The 15122-nt window shown below is 65.7% G+C and carries 14 protein-coding genes and 1 pseudogene; 8 read left to right on the top strand and 7 right to left on the bottom strand.

What is annotated here, in order from left to right:
- Positions 1-466 precede the first annotated feature (466 nt).
- From opgC to ACQR0U_RS06715, 3 genes and pseudogenes are all read left to right on the top strand, one after another.
- Positions 467-1840 carry an OpgC domain-containing protein gene (gene opgC / locus ACQR0U_RS06725; RefSeq protein WP_316185041.1) on the top strand — a complete coding sequence of 458 codons (1374 nt, stop codon included), beginning with the start codon at positions 467-469 and terminating at the stop codon, positions 1838-1840.
- A 60-nt stretch (positions 1841-1900) separates the two neighbouring features.
- Complete coding sequence (locus ACQR0U_RS06720; RefSeq protein WP_315712004.1) at positions 1901-2134, top strand: hypothetical protein; 234 nt, start codon at positions 1901-1903, stop codon at positions 2132-2134.
- Between the two features lie 114 nt (positions 2135-2248).
- A pseudogene (locus tag ACQR0U_RS06715) lies at positions 2249-2380 on the top strand (IS3 family transposase); the annotation flags it as partial.
- Between the two features lie 53 nt (positions 2381-2433).
- On the opposite strand, the gene ACQR0U_RS06710 reads toward ACQR0U_RS06715, so the two are convergent.
- From ACQR0U_RS06710 to ACQR0U_RS06700, 3 genes are all read right to left on the bottom strand, one after another.
- Positions 2434-3666 (bottom strand): GGDEF domain-containing protein, encoded by a 1233-nt coding sequence (locus ACQR0U_RS06710; RefSeq protein WP_315828484.1) that lies wholly within the window; start codon positions 3664-3666, stop codon positions 2434-2436.
- Between the two features lie 113 nt (positions 3667-3779).
- Positions 3780-5288, bottom strand: a complete 1509-nt coding sequence (locus tag ACQR0U_RS06705; protein WP_316167932.1) for a class I adenylate-forming enzyme family protein — start codon at positions 5286-5288, stop codon at positions 3780-3782.
- A 51-nt stretch (positions 5289-5339) separates the two neighbouring features.
- Complete coding sequence (locus tag ACQR0U_RS06700) at positions 5340-7166, bottom strand: extracellular solute-binding protein (RefSeq protein ID WP_434843018.1); 1827 nt, start codon at positions 7164-7166, stop codon at positions 5340-5342.
- Positions 7167-7427: 261 nt separating this feature from the next.
- Between ACQR0U_RS06700 and ACQR0U_RS06695 the strand changes: the two genes are divergently transcribed.
- Positions 7428-8204 carry an invasion associated locus B family protein gene (locus ACQR0U_RS06695; protein WP_315751592.1) on the top strand — a complete coding sequence of 259 codons (777 nt, stop codon included), beginning with the start codon at positions 7428-7430 and terminating at the stop codon, positions 8202-8204.
- 149 nt (positions 8205-8353) lie between these two features.
- Here the strand turns inward: ACQR0U_RS06695 and hspQ are convergent, their stop codons facing one another.
- On the bottom strand, positions 8354-8686 hold the full coding sequence (gene hspQ, locus ACQR0U_RS06690; protein ID WP_315711998.1) for a heat shock protein HspQ: 333 nt from the start codon (positions 8684-8686) through the stop codon (positions 8354-8356).
- A gap of 144 nt (positions 8687-8830) precedes the next feature.
- On the opposite strand from hspQ, the gene ACQR0U_RS06685 reads away from it, so the two are divergent.
- Positions 8831-9784, top strand: a complete 954-nt coding sequence (locus ACQR0U_RS06685; protein WP_316167933.1) for an AEC family transporter — start codon at positions 8831-8833, stop codon at positions 9782-9784.
- A 6-nt stretch (positions 9785-9790) separates the two neighbouring features.
- On the opposite strand, the gene ACQR0U_RS06680 is transcribed toward ACQR0U_RS06685, so the two are convergent.
- Complete coding sequence (locus tag ACQR0U_RS06680) at positions 9791-10990, bottom strand: UbiH/UbiF family hydroxylase (protein ID WP_434843019.1); 1200 nt, start codon at positions 10988-10990, stop codon at positions 9791-9793.
- Positions 10991-11108: 118 nt separating this feature from the next.
- Here ACQR0U_RS06680 and pcsA point away from each other — a divergent pair, with 118 nt between their 5' ends.
- The 3 genes from pcsA (at position 11109) to ACQR0U_RS06665 (ending at position 13728) form a co-directional block, all read left to right on the top strand.
- Positions 11109-11843, top strand: a complete 735-nt coding sequence (gene pcsA, locus ACQR0U_RS06675; RefSeq protein ID WP_434843020.1) for a phosphatidylcholine synthase — start codon at positions 11109-11111, stop codon at positions 11841-11843.
- Positions 11840-12568: a TerC family protein gene (locus tag ACQR0U_RS06670; protein ID WP_434843021.1), complete on the top strand. Its 729-nt coding sequence runs from the start codon at positions 11840-11842 to the stop codon at positions 12566-12568. The genes pcsA and ACQR0U_RS06670 overlap by 4 nt, the downstream gene beginning before the upstream one ends.
- 185 nt (positions 12569-12753) lie before the next feature.
- The gene (locus tag ACQR0U_RS06665; protein WP_315751589.1) at positions 12754-13728 is read left to right on the top strand and encodes a quinone oxidoreductase family protein; all 975 of its coding nucleotides are present in this window, start codon (positions 12754-12756) and stop codon (positions 13726-13728) included.
- Here the strand turns inward: ACQR0U_RS06665 and ACQR0U_RS06660 are convergent.
- Both ACQR0U_RS06660 and ACQR0U_RS06655 read right to left on the bottom strand, forming a co-directional pair.
- Entirely contained in the window at positions 13718-14506 is a 789-nt protein-coding gene (locus ACQR0U_RS06660) for a YkgJ family cysteine cluster protein (RefSeq protein WP_434843022.1), read from the bottom strand. The two genes, ACQR0U_RS06665 and ACQR0U_RS06660, sit on opposite strands and share 11 nt — an antisense overlap.
- A 122-nt stretch (positions 14507-14628) precedes the next feature.
- Complete coding sequence (locus ACQR0U_RS06655) at positions 14629-14907, bottom strand: hypothetical protein (protein ID WP_315711990.1); 279 nt, start codon at positions 14905-14907, stop codon at positions 14629-14631.
- Positions 14908-15122 lie beyond the last annotated feature (215 nt).

Here is a 15122-nt window from a genome sequence, read left to right as displayed (position 1 = left end):
ACCATCATCCTTGGCCCAACCAGCGGTTCGCCGCCGGGCACTCAAGGTAGGAGCCGAATGCCGTTGTGTGGTGTAATTGTAGTCACCGCACGGTAGGAGCGCGAGTACGGACCACGAAAGTCGTGGGACTCAGGGTCTCCTTCGCCTGTAGGCAAAGGTGATTGATGCCGAGATCTGTACGGTACCTTGATCATAGGACCTAGGAACCTCTCTCTGTGGACCTCCGGCTGATTTACGCGCTCTGCCGTTTGAACGATGATCGTCAAACGGACAGCCTCACGCGCCAGCAGGTTCTACCAAGCGCCGCCAGCCGCCATATGATCATTATCGTAATAGCTTTGGTGGCCGGGGTCGGCGTGAAGCAAATCTAGATTGCGGCGTTGTCACGATCCGGCAGCGCGGCGGTGACTTTCTGTCAAATTCGGTCCCTCTTGAAGCGTGCTCGTACGCCGGACGGGGCAATCAGATGCATGATCGAACTGCCGACCTGAAGCCATCGGTAGGCGCGTTGCCGGAGCTGAAAGGCTACGGCCGCGATTTGCGCATTGATGCCTGCCGCGGCATCGCGCTCTGGTGCATCTTTCTTGATCATGTCCCCAACAACATCGGGAGCTGGCTGACACTGCGGAACTACGGCTTCAGCGATGCCGCGGAAGTGTTCATGTTCGTGTCGGGCGTAACCTGCGCGTTGGCCTACGGCAAGGCATGGCGCTGCGGGGGGTGGACCGGCGTGATCGGCCGGACGCTGTGGCGAAGCTGGGATATTTATGTCGCATTTCTGCTGCTCACGCTCGCCTGCGCCATCATGGTTCACCTCGCAGGCGGCGGCCATCTTGCCGACGAGAGCAATACGCGCATTCTGTTGGAACAGCCGGGCGTGACGCTCGCGCATGCGGCGATCCTGCAATACTGCCCCGTCAACACCGACGTCTTGCCGCTCTTCGTGCTTTATCACCTTTTGTTCGCGCCGCTGCTGTGGCTGCTGCTGCGAGCGCCGAACGCAACGCTCGGCGCGTCGCTGTTGCTTTACGCACTGGTGCACGTCTTCGGATGGACCATCCCGGCATGGCCGAACGGCCACTGGGCCTTCAATCCGCTGGCTTGGCAGCTGCTGGTCGTGCTTGGCGTGTGGTGGATGATCGAAGACAAGAGAGCCCGGCCATGGGTGACCTCACGCACCGCGCTTGTGGCTGCCGCTCTCTATCTGGTGTTCAGCCTCATCATCGCATTGAGCTGGAGCATCAAACCGCTGGAAGCGCTGGTCCCGCAGGCGCTGCTGACGCTGCTTTACCCGATGGACAAATCTAATCTCGATCCATTGCGACTGCTGCATTTCTTGGCCCTTGCGGTTTTGGTGGTATGGTTAGTGCCTCGCAATTGGCGAGGGCTGACGACGGCGGTGATGCGCGGCGCCGTTCTCTGTGGCCAGAACTCGCTGCCAATCTACTGCCTCGGCGTTCTGCTGACGTTCGCCAGCCGCCTGGCGCTGCTCGGCATCTCGGAGGGGCTGACGATGCAGATCGCGCTCAGTGTTGGCGGCGTCCTGGTGATGATCGTGGCGGCGACGCTGCTGAACTTGATCAAGATCAAGCCGAGGCAGCAGCCGGACGCGAAGCCCGTCGAGCAGACAACCAGGTTTGAGCTGGTCGTCAATCTCAAGACAGCCAAGGCGCTCGGCGTTGACATTCCGTCCACGCCGCCCGCCTCGGGCCGACGAGGTGGCCGAACAAAGATGCTGTTTGCTCCGGTGCGCGAGTCCGGCTGCGGCGCTGATCCAGCGCCAGCAATCGCGCACGCCTTCGGGCCACCAGCGAAAACTTTGGGTCAGGTCGTGAATTAGTTCACAAGGACTGTGGAGCCTGCCCTTTATTCTTCCGGCCATCGTACAGGAGCCAAGGCCATGATTTCCCACCCAAGGACCCACAAGGGAGCGGTGCTGATCGCGGCGTGCGTGATGTTTGCCAGCGTAGCGGCATTATTGTCGGTCAACGTGACGTCACCCACTAGCGCCGCGCTCGGCGCTGACTGGCAGTGCAGCCGGCTTGCGCTCGTTATCACGATCTGCACCCATGTGCGTGCACACGAGACCGTTTCAACTGGCGTGCGCAAGCGGACCTGGTACCCGGAATCATAGCTCGGTGATACGGCGGTCTTTGAAGCGGCGTTGCCGGGCCTTTTTCTTGGTCCAGACGAAGGGCTCAGATCTGACATTATATACTTTGTTGTAGTGACCTGCCCCTAGGAGTTTGCGGCCTATGCGGCCAATCTCACCGCAACGGGCGATCGGATGCGCAACCCCCACCAGCTCCGCCAATCGCCCGTTGCTGCACCCACGCCACTCGGCGTAAAACCCAACAGGACTCTAAATGCTACTGGATGAAACTTCGGTGGCAGGTCACTCGCAATGACGCCCGTGACGCAGGAAACATCGTTCTATGAAGCCGCGCGTTGCGCCTCGCCGTAGACGCGGGCCAGCAAGGTGCGCGCGGTGTCGCCCGGCTGCAGCGCGGCGACGGTGACCGAAGGCTCCGTGCGCGTGTCGCGTTTGCCGTGCGAGGTGTGGCGCATCACGCTGGAGAGGCGGCGGGCGATGGCGTGGGCCGAGCGCAGATCCGTCTCGGCGAACACGACGACGACGGAGCCGTTGTCCTCGTGGGTGCCGAAATCCATCCGCCGCATCAGGCGGCTGATGATGCGGGCGCCGTCATACTGGGCGCGCGGATTGACCGGATCGAAGGCGAAGCGGGCCACCGCTAGGCTGCCGCCGCTCTTCTGGGTCTGACTGACGGCGGTGGCAAAGTCGCGCGCAAAAGCGTTACGGGTGAGCAGGCCGGTCTGCGGGTCGAGCATGCCGCCGGCTTCGATGGCGCGCAGCGTGCGGTTGAGGCGCGCTTCGAAGGCGTGCTGGCGGATCAAGGGCAGCGCGCTGGCCGCGATGTGCGCGGGAGCGCCGGCGATGATCTCGAGATTGGCGAGTTCCTGCAGCGGCGCCGGCTGGTTGGCAGTGACGACGACGGCAAGGTTGCGGAAGCGGGTGTCCTCGGCGAGCACCGCGAGGAACGCATCGACCACGCGCGGCGAAAACCCTTCGCCGAGCACGATGCCGTCGATGTCGCGGCTCGACAGATGTTTGGCGGCGGCTTCGATGCTCAGCGCGCCGACGACCGCCATGCGTTCGCCGAGCGCGACCGACAGGCCGGGCAGGGAGCTGCCGCGGCCGAGCAGCAGCACGGTCGCGTCATCGAGCGGATCTGTTTCCGGCAATGTGGCGTCGGGTGCTTTCTTCTCATCGAGACGGCGCAGCACGGTGGTGTGCAGCGTGCGGACGCGCAACGCCGCGCGCAGCCGCGCCAGCAGCCGCTCGTGATTGTCGCTGCCATGCAAGGGAATGGCGTGGTCGGGCAGGACAGCGCCACCGGGTGCGATTGCGATCAGCGGCACGTACGGCTTGCGCGCGCCGACATGACGCGAGAACGCCGCAAGCTCGGTTGCATCAACATCCTCGACGACGGCAACGACCGCCGCCGGCTGAACCTTGGACATCATGCTGATCGCATCAGCCCAGCGCGTCTCGACGGAGGGGAGAATTTGCGCCACCGCGAGGGCCGCACTCAGCGAAGGCCGCGTGGACGAGGAGACGATGAGAAGCGGGCCTTGTGGGGACATCCAGGGAACTCAGGATACGCTGACGTTACATCGCGATCCTAGGGTCCCTCCCGTTAACGCAGCGTCAACACTGTTCCAAACATGACGGTTCCGTAGCTGTCCGGACGGCAGGATCAGCCGCCCGAGCCGGCGCGGTCGCGGAAGGCCTCGACCATCAGCGGATTGAGTCCCAGCTCGGCAAGCGCTTCCCGCGCGCGCGCATTGTCCATCGCGCGGCCCGCGAGGCGGTGACCGCTGAGACGGTCGGGCAGAGCGGTCAGCAGCGCGCCCTGGCCCAGCCGCCTCGACCATTCGTGCAGATCCTGGGCGAGGAAGCGGTAGCCGCCAACGGCCATCACGCCGGCCGGCGGCGCCGTGATCGAGATCGTGTCCTGGGCGCGGTCGAGGCGCACGGCGTATTCGGTGTCGACGTAGTCGCGCGGCGCTGCCGGCATCAGCGAGTCGCTCGGCGGTTGCGGCGGCGCGTAGGCGGCCAACACGACCATGGGCCCACGCAGTCCGAGCGTGCCCTTCGGCGTCACCAGGATCTCGCCGGCGATCGACGAGCCCGGCTGTTCGCGCGGCGCGCCCTGGCGGCCCGGCTTGACCGGCCCGGGACTGCCATCGGCCGCGGTGCGGCGCACGGCGAACAGTCCGGCTTCACCGAACAGATAGACGTCGGTCATCTCGATGTCGCGCGTTCTCCACGATGCGCTCGACGCCACCTGCTCGGGCGCGCGCCACAGGCCGAGCACATAGCGCAGGTTCGGCAGCCGCGCGGCCAGATTGCCCTCGTCGAGACGCAAGGCGAGTTGAGCCGGGGCGACCAGCGTATCGCAGGCCAGCTCCGCGAGCTGCTGTTCCAGCGCGTCGGCGTCGAACGGGTGGTGCAGCGCAAGGGTGCCGCCGGACAACAGCCAGGTCACGACCGAGGCGGCGAGGCCGGCGAATGACGACGGCAGGAAGGCCGACATCATGTTCACGCCCTGCGGCAGATCGCTCTCGAGCGAGACGGCGAGCCCACCGGCGATCAGGCTCAAATGGGTGCGCGGCACGGCGCGGAAGCCGTCGGCGGTCACGTCGAAGGAGACGATCGCGGCCTTGCGGCCGTCCGGCATGAGCCCGCGCGTCGAGCGCGAGGGTTTTGCGATCGACTGGTCCAGCGAATACATCCCCTCGGGCAGATCGGAGCCGAAGCCGCAGACGTGGCGGATCGAGAACGCCTCCGCCGCCGCATTCATCGCGAGATCGGAGTGAATCACGCCGTCGATCTTCGACATCGTGACGATGGCGCGCGCGCTGGTGCGGTTCAGCGCCGCCACGAGCTCCGACTGACGCCACAGCAGCGGGAATACGGCGACCACGAGGCCGGCGCGATGCGCGGCCAGCACCGTCAGCACGAACTCGATCGTGTTGGGCAGTTGGACCGCGATCACCGAATGAGCCGGCAGGCCGGCGTCGACGAAGTGCGCGGCCAGCGCCGAGATCACGCGATCGGCTTCGGCATAGGTCAGGCGCATCGGCGGTCGCCCGGTGACGCGCTGCTTGTTGATCGGATCGACCAGCGCAACCGCATCCGGCTTGCGCGCCAGGATGCGTTGAAACAACGCGTCGAGCGTCGGCGACGTATTGGCCTGATTCACCTGTTGCCCCGTACTTTCACGGACCCGGCCACGACCAATTGCCCCGATTGGTCACTTCCGTGCCGGCTCCGGCCGCTGCCACCAGCTCTCCGGGAGCGCTCCCGTCAAAGCTGTCCTCTCTGGCCGTTCTATACGATTCCACCGCGCGATCCATTCCTCGGCGGCATTGAGCACTGGAATAGCGTAGAACCCCGCCATCAGGGTACGGTCCAATGCGCGAACCGTCGAGATAAATTCCGGCCTGTCGCGGGCGCGCAACAGCGCCGCGATCATGGCGTCGATCGCCGGGTCCTTGGCGCCCATGTAGTTGCGGGTTCCGGTGCGGTCGGCGGCCTCGCTGCCCCAATAGAACGCCTGCTCGTTGCCGGGAGACAGCGACTGGTCCCAGCGGTTCTGGATCATGTCGAACTCGAAGCTCAGGCGGCGCTGGTCGAACTGCACGGGATCGACGACCCTGACGGACGCATTGATGCCGGCCCGCTTGAGACTGCCGGCGTAAGCCAGCGCAATACGCTCCTGGTCGCGCGTCGTGACCAGGATCTCGAAGGCGAGGGGGGCCCGCGTCGTCCGATACCGCAAGACCGTCCCGTCGAAGCCATAGCCGGCCTCGCCAAGCAGATCGAGCGCCGCCTTCAGCGTTGCGCGGTCGCGGCCGGACCCGTCGGTGATCGGCAGGCGGTAGCTGCCGTCCATGATATCGGGGGGGATCTGCGCGGCGTACGGCTTCAACAGATCGAGCTCGGCCGCATCGGCTGGACGTCCATAGGCCGAAAGCTCGGATCCGGCGAAATAGCCACCGCTGCGGCGGTACAGCCCGAAGAAGTAGTTGCGGTTGATCCATTCGAAATCGAACAGCAGCGTCAGCGCACGGCGCACCTTCACGTCGGCGAACACCGGCCGCCGCGTGTTGAACACCAGGAACTGCGAGGGCTGCGGCATCCCCGAGGTGAAGCTGTCGCGGATGACCTCGCCATTGCGCGCGGCCGGGAAGTCGTAGCCGTCGTGCCAGCGCAGCGGTTCGGTCTCGACGCGGAAGTCGTACAGCCCGCGCTTGAAGGCTTCGAACTGTCCATTGGACTCGCGGTAGTAATCGAGCCGGACCTCGTCGAAGTTCCACAATCCGCGGTTGACCGGCAGGTCGCGTCCCCAATAGTCCGGATTGCGGGTGAGGGTGACACTGGATCCCGGCTGCACCGCGGTGACACGATACGGGCCCGACCCGAGCGGCGCGGTCATCGTCGTGTCCTCGAAGCTCGCCAGGTCGGTCGCGTGCTTCGCCAGAATCGGCATCAGGCCGAGGATCAGCGGCAACTCGCGGTCTTCGGCGCCGCCGAAATCGAACCGGATGGTCAGCGGATCAAGCACGTCGACCCTGGCGACCTTGCCGTAGTATTGCCGGTGGTTGGGGCGGCCGTGATCACGCAGCAGCGCAAAGGAGAACGCCACGTCCTCGGCGCGCACCCGGCTGCCGTCGGCGAAGCGGGCGCGCGGGTCGAGCCGGAAGGTGACATAGGTCCTGTTCTCGTCGGTCTCGACGGTTTTCGCCAGCAGGCCATACAGCGTGAACGGCTCGTCATTGCCGCGGGTGAGCAGGCTCTCGACCACATAGCTGCGGATTTGCTGCACTGCGATACCGCGGACGGTGAACGGGTTCAGGCTATCGAAGGTGCCGAGCAGTCCCCAGACCAGACGACCGCCCTTGGGCGCGTCGGGATTCGCGTACGCCATGTGGTCGAAGTCGGCGGGCAAGGCCGGGTGACCATGCATGGCGATCGCCGCAGTTTCTGCCGCTTTCGCCATGGGAGTGTAGACCTCGGGCAACAATGCCAGGGTGACGGCGACACATCGCACGGCCGCGCTGAACATGCGCTGCAGCATCAGGATCGGGGCGCAAGCATTTGATTCGGAACAGGTCACAAGGGGCTTTTACCACACGCTCGCCAGCGCTAGACCGCGGCTTCGACATGGTCTCGCGGCATTGATTCTTCCGCGCACCGCGTTAAGAAGGCGGGCGATTGAGTTACGGCGGTAACGCCTGTCACTCAACCGCCTCATTTCCTGAGGAGACAGCCGCTTCAACGGCTTGGTGTGGCGCCTTTGGCGGTCTCGGGCGCTGCCGTTCAGAAAGGGTTTTCCGCAATGAATTTCCGTGACTTGGCCTCGTCGGTTGGGCCGCGTGGGCGGCTTGTCGCGCTGCTCGCGGTCACCGCGCTGGCCGTTTCCTTCGCTCCTTCGGTTGCGCAGGCTCAAGCGCCGAAGGCGAAGGCTCCGGCTGCCGCTCCCAAGGCTCCCGCTCCGGCCGCCCAGGCCCCTGCCACTCCTCCCGCCGGCGGCCAGCCTCAGGCCCAGGCTCAGCAGGAGATGCCGCAGCTGATCTATGCGCCGTGGACCAAGTTCTGCCTGAAGGGGCAGGATGCCAACGCCAAGCAGGTCTGCTTCATTGGCAAGGACGGCCGCATCGAATCCGGTCAGCCTGTGGTTGCAGCGGTCATCATCGAGCCCGAAGGCGAGCCGAAGAAGATCCTGCGTGTGACCCTGCCGCTCGGCATGCAGTTGCAGCCCGGAACCCGCATCGTCATCGACAACAACCAGTTCATGGAAGGCAAATACGTCATCTGCTTCCAGAACGGCTGCATGTCGGACTACGAAGCAACGCCCGAATTCGTGAACAGCCTCAAGAAGGGCCAGACCCTCTACGTCCAGGCGATCAACTCGAACGGCACCGCGCTGACGCTGCCGCTGCCGCTGCAGGAAGGCAACAGCAGCTTCGCCAAGGCCTATGATGGTCCGCCGACCGACCCGAAGCAGTTCGAAGAAACCCAGAAGAAGCTGCAGGAAGAGCTGCAGAAGCGCGCCGAGGAGCAGCGCAAGAAGCTCGAGCAGACCCAGCCGGGCCAGCCGCAGGCGAAGCAGTAACGCCGGTCGGGTCCATTCCGCAAAATCAAGGGCGCTCCATTCGGAGCGCCTTTTTCGTTCTGCGGACGGATGTGAGGGGAACTTGCGCGCCGGGACCAAAGATCAAGCCTGCGCCGCCGGCGCTGGGTTGAAGCCCTCCGGTCGACAGGTCAGTTCATCAGCGGATTGCGCGGACGATAGCCGCCGGACTTGTCCTTGATGAAGATCTCCGCAACCTGGGAATGGCGGATCGGCTCGCCGGACTCGTCGGGAACCAGGTTCTGCTCGGAGACATAGGCGACGTATTCGGATTCCGCGTTCTCGGCCAGCAGGTGATAGAATGGCTGGTCCTTGTGCGGACGGACCTCCTCGGGAATCGACAACCACCATTCCTCGGTGTTGTTGAACTCCGGATCGATGTCGAAAATCACGCCCCGGAACGAGAACACCCGATGCCGGACGATCTGGCCGATCTGAAACTTGGCAGTTCGCGCTTTGATCATCCCAGTCGAATAGACCAGGATGGGGAGCGATGCTAGTGCCCCGCGGGCGGATTTGATCTAGACCGATCCGATTCGCGTCAAGCCGCGACGCCCCCGCATTCCAGGCCCTTCCCAGGCCCCCTCAGGGGGTCATCTTCCGAGCCCATGTTCGACATTCTCAATCTGGCCCTGCCTTATTTCGGCGTCGTTTTCATAGGCTTCGCCTGCGGTAAGTGGAGGAGGCTGCCCGAAGCCGGGCTCGCCTGGATGAACTTCTTCCTGCTCTACGTCTCGCTGCCCGCTTTGATGTTCAACCTCATCGCGCGCACGCCGTTCACGGAGCTGAGCAACCCTCCCTTCCTGGTTGCAACGACGCTCGCTACCATGCTCACCTTCGCCCTGGCGCTCGTGCTCGGCAAGGCCATCGGGCGGCTGTCGCTACGCGAGGCGACCATGGCCGGGCTCGCGGGCGGCTACGGCAACATCGGCTATATGGGGCCTGGGCTGGCGCTGGCCGTGCTCGGGACCAAGGCGGCGGCGCCGACCGCGCTGATCTTCTGCTGCGACAGCATCTTCCTGTTCTCGATCGTGCCGCTGCTCGTCGAGCTGACCGAGCGCGACCACGCCTCGGTGGTGCATGCGCTGCGCACGGTGCTGCGCCAGATCCTGCAGAACCCGCTGATCATGGCGACGGCAGCCGGCATCCTGGCGGCGGCGTTTCAGCTGCATCCGCCGACCGTGCTCGACCGCACCCTGCAGTTCCTGCAGAACGCCGCCGCGCCGACGGCGCTGTTCGCGCTCGGCGTGACCGTGGCGCTGCGCCCGTTCGAGCGGCTGCCCTGGGAGGTGCCGGTCCTGACCGTGGTGAAGCTCGTCGTCCACCCGCTGCTGTCGTTCGGGCTGATGCTGCTGTTCGGGCCGTTCGCGCAGCCTTGGGCGGCGACTGCGGTGCTGATGGCGGCGCTGCCGCCGGCGCTCAATGTGTTCGTGATCGCGCGCCAGAATGACAGCTGGATCGAGCCGGCCTCATCGGCGGTGCTGATCGGCACCTTCGCCTCGGTGATCACCCTGACCAGCGTGATGTGGCTGATCCAGACTGGCCGGCTGGTGTTTCCCTGACGGTGCTCAACCGGCCTTGCGCGTGGCTCTCCATGACGGCGCCAGGCCCTCGCGCATCGCGAGCCGCCGCAGCGGACCGATGCCGCTCATCAGGTGCATGCCGACGGCGCGCAGCGACTGCATCGGCAGGAGATCGCTGAGCAGCGAGCGGTTGGCGACGTCGATGGCGAAGGTGCGGCTCAGGATGTCGGCGCGGCGCGCGGCACCGTAGCGCGCGAGCACCTGCGGGGCACCGATATCCTCGCCGGCCGCATTGGCCTTGCGCACGACATCGGCGATGTCGATGCCGTCGCGCAGGCCGAGGTTCAGTCCCTGCGCACCGATCGGCGGCACCACATGCGCGGCCTCGCCGACCAGGGCGATGCGGTTTTGCGCGTAGCGCAGGGGCCGCTCGATCGCGAGCGGAAACACATGGCGGCCCGGCTCGACGCGAACGCGTCCGAAGATCGAATGCGACTGCCGCTCGGCGGCGTCGGACAGGGCGTCGTCGTCGAGCGCGAACAGCCGGTCGGCCTCCTTCGGGGCTGCGACCCAGACGACGCTGGAGCGGTCGCCCGGCAGCGGCACGAACACGCAGGGGCCCTGCGGCGTGTGGAATTCCGTCGACACGTTGTGATGCGGCCGCGCATGGGTGATGTTGAAGGTCAGCGCAGACTGCTGCAGCGTGCGCCGGCTCACGCCGATGCCGGCGGCCTCGCGGCACAGCGAATGCCGGCCATCGGCGCCGACCACGAGCCGTGCCGTCAGCACGCGGCCCGATGCGCTGGTGACGGTCGCCGCATCGGCATCGCTGCGCACGCTTTCCGCATCCTCGGCGATCCGCACCAGGCCGACGATCTCGCCGGCGCGTTGTTCCAGCGCGTCGACCAGGGCGGCATTGGCGATGTTGTAGCCGAACACGTCGAGACCGATCTCGTCGGCGACGAAGCGCACCTCCGGGGCTCGGAACAGCCGGCCGGTATCGTCGACCAGCCGCATCGCCTTCAGGCCGGCGGCGCGGTCACGACACGATGACCAGACGCCGATCTCGTCGAGGAAATCGACCGAGCCGCCGAGCAGGGCGGTGGTGCGGTTGTCGGCATATGGAGCCTTGCGGGCCACGAGCGCCGTCCGCGCCCCGGTCTGCGACAATGCAATCGCGGCGGCGAGCCCGGCGGGTCCGCCGCCGACGACGATGACATCAAAGCTGGCGTCTGTGTTGCTCATGCGGGAACATTTGACGTTCCTGCAGGGCTTTTTCAAGGGTATTGCGTGAGCCTGCGCGGCGCATGGCCGCAACGGCGGATATGCAATTGGCTCCGATTCCTGATAGCACTGGCGTCGCATGGATCAGTTGAGACCAGAGAGCAGGGTGGCCGCAACGCCCGCGCATCGTGCCGCGGCGTTCTCGGTGCACGTCTTCACCGCGCTCGGTGCGGGCGTCGCGCTGCTCGCGATGCTCGAGGCCGTGCGCGAGCATTGGACTGCGATGTTCTGGTGGCTCGGCGGCGCGCTCATCATCGACGGCATCGACGGGCCGCTGGCGCGCCGGCTCGACGTCGTCCATGTGCAGCCGGACTGGTCGGGCGACGTGCTCGATCTGGTGGTGGATTTCACGACCTATGTGTTCGTGCCGGCCTACGCCATCACCGCCAGCGGGATGCTGCTGCCGCTCGCCGCGCCGGTCATCGGCGTCGGCATCGCCGTCACCGGCGCACTGTATTTCGCCGATCGCCGCATGAAGAGCGACGACAATCATTTTCGCGGGTTTCCGGGACTCTGGAACATCGCGGCATTCTACCTGTTCCTGCTGCATCCCTCGCCATCGTTGGCGACCTTGGGTCTCGCGGTCCTGATCGCGCTGACCTTCGTCCCATTCCATGTCATCCACCCGGTGCGCGTCGAACGGCTGCGCTGGCTGACGCTGCCGCTGGTCGCGCTCTGGGGCGTCCTGGTCATCGACGTGCTGGGAAACAACTTCGCCGTGGGCCCGATCGTAACGACTTTGTTGTGCGCGATCGCCCTCTACATCGTCGCGAGCGACTCCGCGATCCGCCTGTTGAGATCCTTGAAAGCATGATCGCCCTTCTGACCAGTCCCGAAGCGTGGGCCGCGCTGCTCACCCTGACCGCCCTCGAGATCGTTCTCGGCATCGACAACGTCATCTTCCTGTCGGTGATCACCTCGCGCATCCCGCAGCCGCAGGCGACACGCGCCCGCCAGATCGGGTTGGCGTTGGCCTTGATCTTCCGCATCCTGCTGCTCAGCGTGCTGGTCTGGCTGATCGGGCTGACGCAGCCGGTGTTCACGATCGGTGGCCTCGGCTTCTCCTGGCGCGACATCATCCTGATCGCCGGCGGCCTGTTCCTGATCGCCAAGGCCACGCACGAGATCCATGCCGAGGTCGAGGCGCGCGAGGGGGAGGAGGGGGCGCAGGGCGGCGGCGCCAACAAGTTCTTCTGGGTGATCCTGCAGATCATCGTCATCGATCTCGTGTTCTCGCTGGACTCGATCATCACCGCGATCGGCATGGCCCAGGATCTCGAGATCATGATCGCCGCCGTCATCATCGCTGTCGTCATCATGTACGTGTCCTCGGGACCCGTAGCGCGTTTCGTGGCGAACCATCCGACCACCAAGATGCTGGCGCTCGCCTTCCTGGTGCTGATCGGCGTCGCGCTGGTCGCCGACGGCTTCGAGTTCCACATCCCGCGCGGCTACATCTACTTCGCGATCGTCTTTGCGCTGGCAGTCGAAGCCTTCAACGTGATGGCCTCGCGCAACCGCAGGAAGCGCAACGCCTGACAGGCGCCGAGTTGACAAGGCCGTCGTGATCGCCTTCGCTTTTGCCGCCGGCAGCGCCCGATGCGCGGCCGGAGGTCGGCTCCTTCAACGGAGCCGGATGTCCGATGAGAATCAGGTAAGTGTCGAAGGTTCTTTCGCCGGCTTCCCGGACGCGGCGATGGAGAGTCCGAAGGGGAGATGGCGGGATGGTCAAGGCGGTGCGCGTGCACAAGGTGGGAGGCCCCGAAGCGCTCGTCTATGAGCCGGTTGATCTCGTCGCGCCCGGCCCCGGCGAGGTCCGCATCCGCCAGCACGCGATCGGCCTCAACTTCATCGACGTGTACTATCGCACCGGACTGTACAAGGCGCCCGGCCTGCCGTTCATCGCCGGCAACGAAGCGGCCGGCGAGGTGATCGCCGTGGGGCCGGGCGTCACGCATTTCCATCCCGGCGATCGCGTCGCGTATTATGAGAACCTCGGCGGCTATGCCACCGAGCGCAACATCGGCTGGCAGCGGCTGGTCAAGCTGCCCGACCACATCACCTATGAGCAGGGCGCGGTACTGATGCTCAAGGGGCTGACGGTCTGGTACCTGCTGCACAAGACCTTCAAGGTCGAGCCGCACCATCGCGTCCTGATCCACGCCGCCGCGGGCGGCATCGGCCTGCTGGCCTGCCAGTGGGCGCGCGCGCTCGGCGCGCACGTCATCGGCACCGTCGGCTCCACGGCGAAGGCGGATCTGGCGCTGGCCAATGGCTGCGACCACGTCATCCTCTACAACGAGGAGGACTTCGTCGCGCGGGTCAAGCAGATCAGCCGCGGCGAATTGTGCGACGTGGTCTATGACGGCGTCGGCAAGTCGACCTTCCCCGGCTCCTTGTCCTGCCTGAAGCCGCGCGGTCTGTTCGTTAGCTTCGGCAATGCCTCGGGTCCGGTGCCGCCATTCTCGATCGCCGAGCTCAACAGTCACGGCTCTCTATTCGCGACCCGGCCGAAGCTCAACGACTACATCGGCAAACGATCCGAGCTGCTGGAGGGCGCCGACACGCTGTTCTCGGCGGTGATCAGCGGCAAGCTGCACGTGCAGATCAATCACGCCTATGCGCTGAAGGATGCGGGCCGGGCGCACGCCGATCTCGAAAGCCGCGTCACGACCGGGGCCTCGATCCTCAAGCCATAGGAGATTGGCGACCTGGCTCTGCCTCTGGAACCTCGTCCCGGATCGAAGCGTCACCCGCCGCCGAGCTCCAGAGCACCGCGTCCGTCTGCGCTGCCGTCGTCGACGCCTCGATCCGCGCCGGCGCGAGGCTGTCCTGTCCGTCGCGCCAGGCGCGCTCGCGCTCGGGGGCGTCGAGCGCCAGAACGAGACCCTGGTTGAGCTCATAGAGGCCAGAGGCGAGCCCCGCAGCACCGAGCGCGTCCCTGAGCGAATCCTGCACCAGGGCGCGCAGCGCGACGTGTGGCGCCGAGACCGGCACGTCCACCTCGCGGCCGGCCATGGCCTGCGCGCAGGCGCGCCGGTCGAACGAGGCATGGCCGCGGCAGGCGAGCGGACGCGCGGGATGGATGATGCAGCCGCCGCGCACGACGAATGGGCAAGGCTGGCGCAGCTTCATTCGCTCGGTCTCGCTCAGGCCACGCGTCGCGCGGTTGGCGAGCTTGATCCGGCGTGACAGCGAGCCGAGCGCGGTTGCCGGCATGCGCTGATCGATCTGCCGGGCGTAGCGCGCGAGCAGGAAGATCTCCGGTGCCGTCGCGGTCACGCGCAGCGCGCAACAGGAGGGGCAGCCCTTGGCGCAGGCGAGGGTGGGCAGATGCGCCGTCTGGGCATCGATGTTGGCTTCGAACAGATCGAAGGCGCGGTCGGCGAGCATGTCTGCCAGGTTCTGCGAGTCCAGCCCGGACGCCAGCAGCGCGTTGAAGACCCGTCGCAGTCCGTTGAAAGCCGCTTCGCTCAATGTTGTCCTCCGACGCGCGCACGGACCAAAACGCCAGCGACCGCGGCGCACCCGGCGCACCGCGGTCGACAGGGATGAGGCAGAGAGGACGCTCGCGGCCTCATCCGGAGAGAGAGCCGACGTCAGGCAGCAACGCCCTTCAGGATCGCCTCGAAACAGGGGCGGGGGATGCGGAAGAAGCCGCGGCCGCCGGCGAAGGTCTGATAATGCGGACGCGCCATGTCGAGCAGGCGCTCATACCATTCATTGGCGGTCAGGCTGGCGGGCTTCTCGCCGATCGAGTTGATGTCCGAGTTCGGGAAGAAGCGAACGTGGATCAGCACCTCTTCGGTCGCGGCCAGGGCGATTTGGCTGCCGCTGTCTTCGACCGGCAACGCCCGAGCCAGATTGTCTCTCGCCATTCTTGCATCTCCTCTATGGTGCCGACCTCGTTGTCGGCGGATGATCATCAGCTTGGTCCCGGCAAGCCTCTTTCCTCCGAGCTGATCACATCCCGTACAACGCTATATCAGTATAGATATAACGTAAGTCATCGGATCGCAGGTGTTTGGCGCGATCAGGATCGTTGTTCAGAGGGACGGCTGTCCTTGATCCAGGTCAAATGGCGGCGAGCCCG

The sequence above is a fragment of the Bradyrhizobium sp. HKCCYLRH3097 genome, from assembly GCF_051167875.1.
Classification (GTDB): domain Bacteria; phylum Pseudomonadota; class Alphaproteobacteria; order Rhizobiales; family Xanthobacteraceae; genus Bradyrhizobium.
The sequence above is the reverse complement of the archived record's forward strand: the minus strand, read 5'-3'. Positions and strand labels throughout refer to the sequence as shown.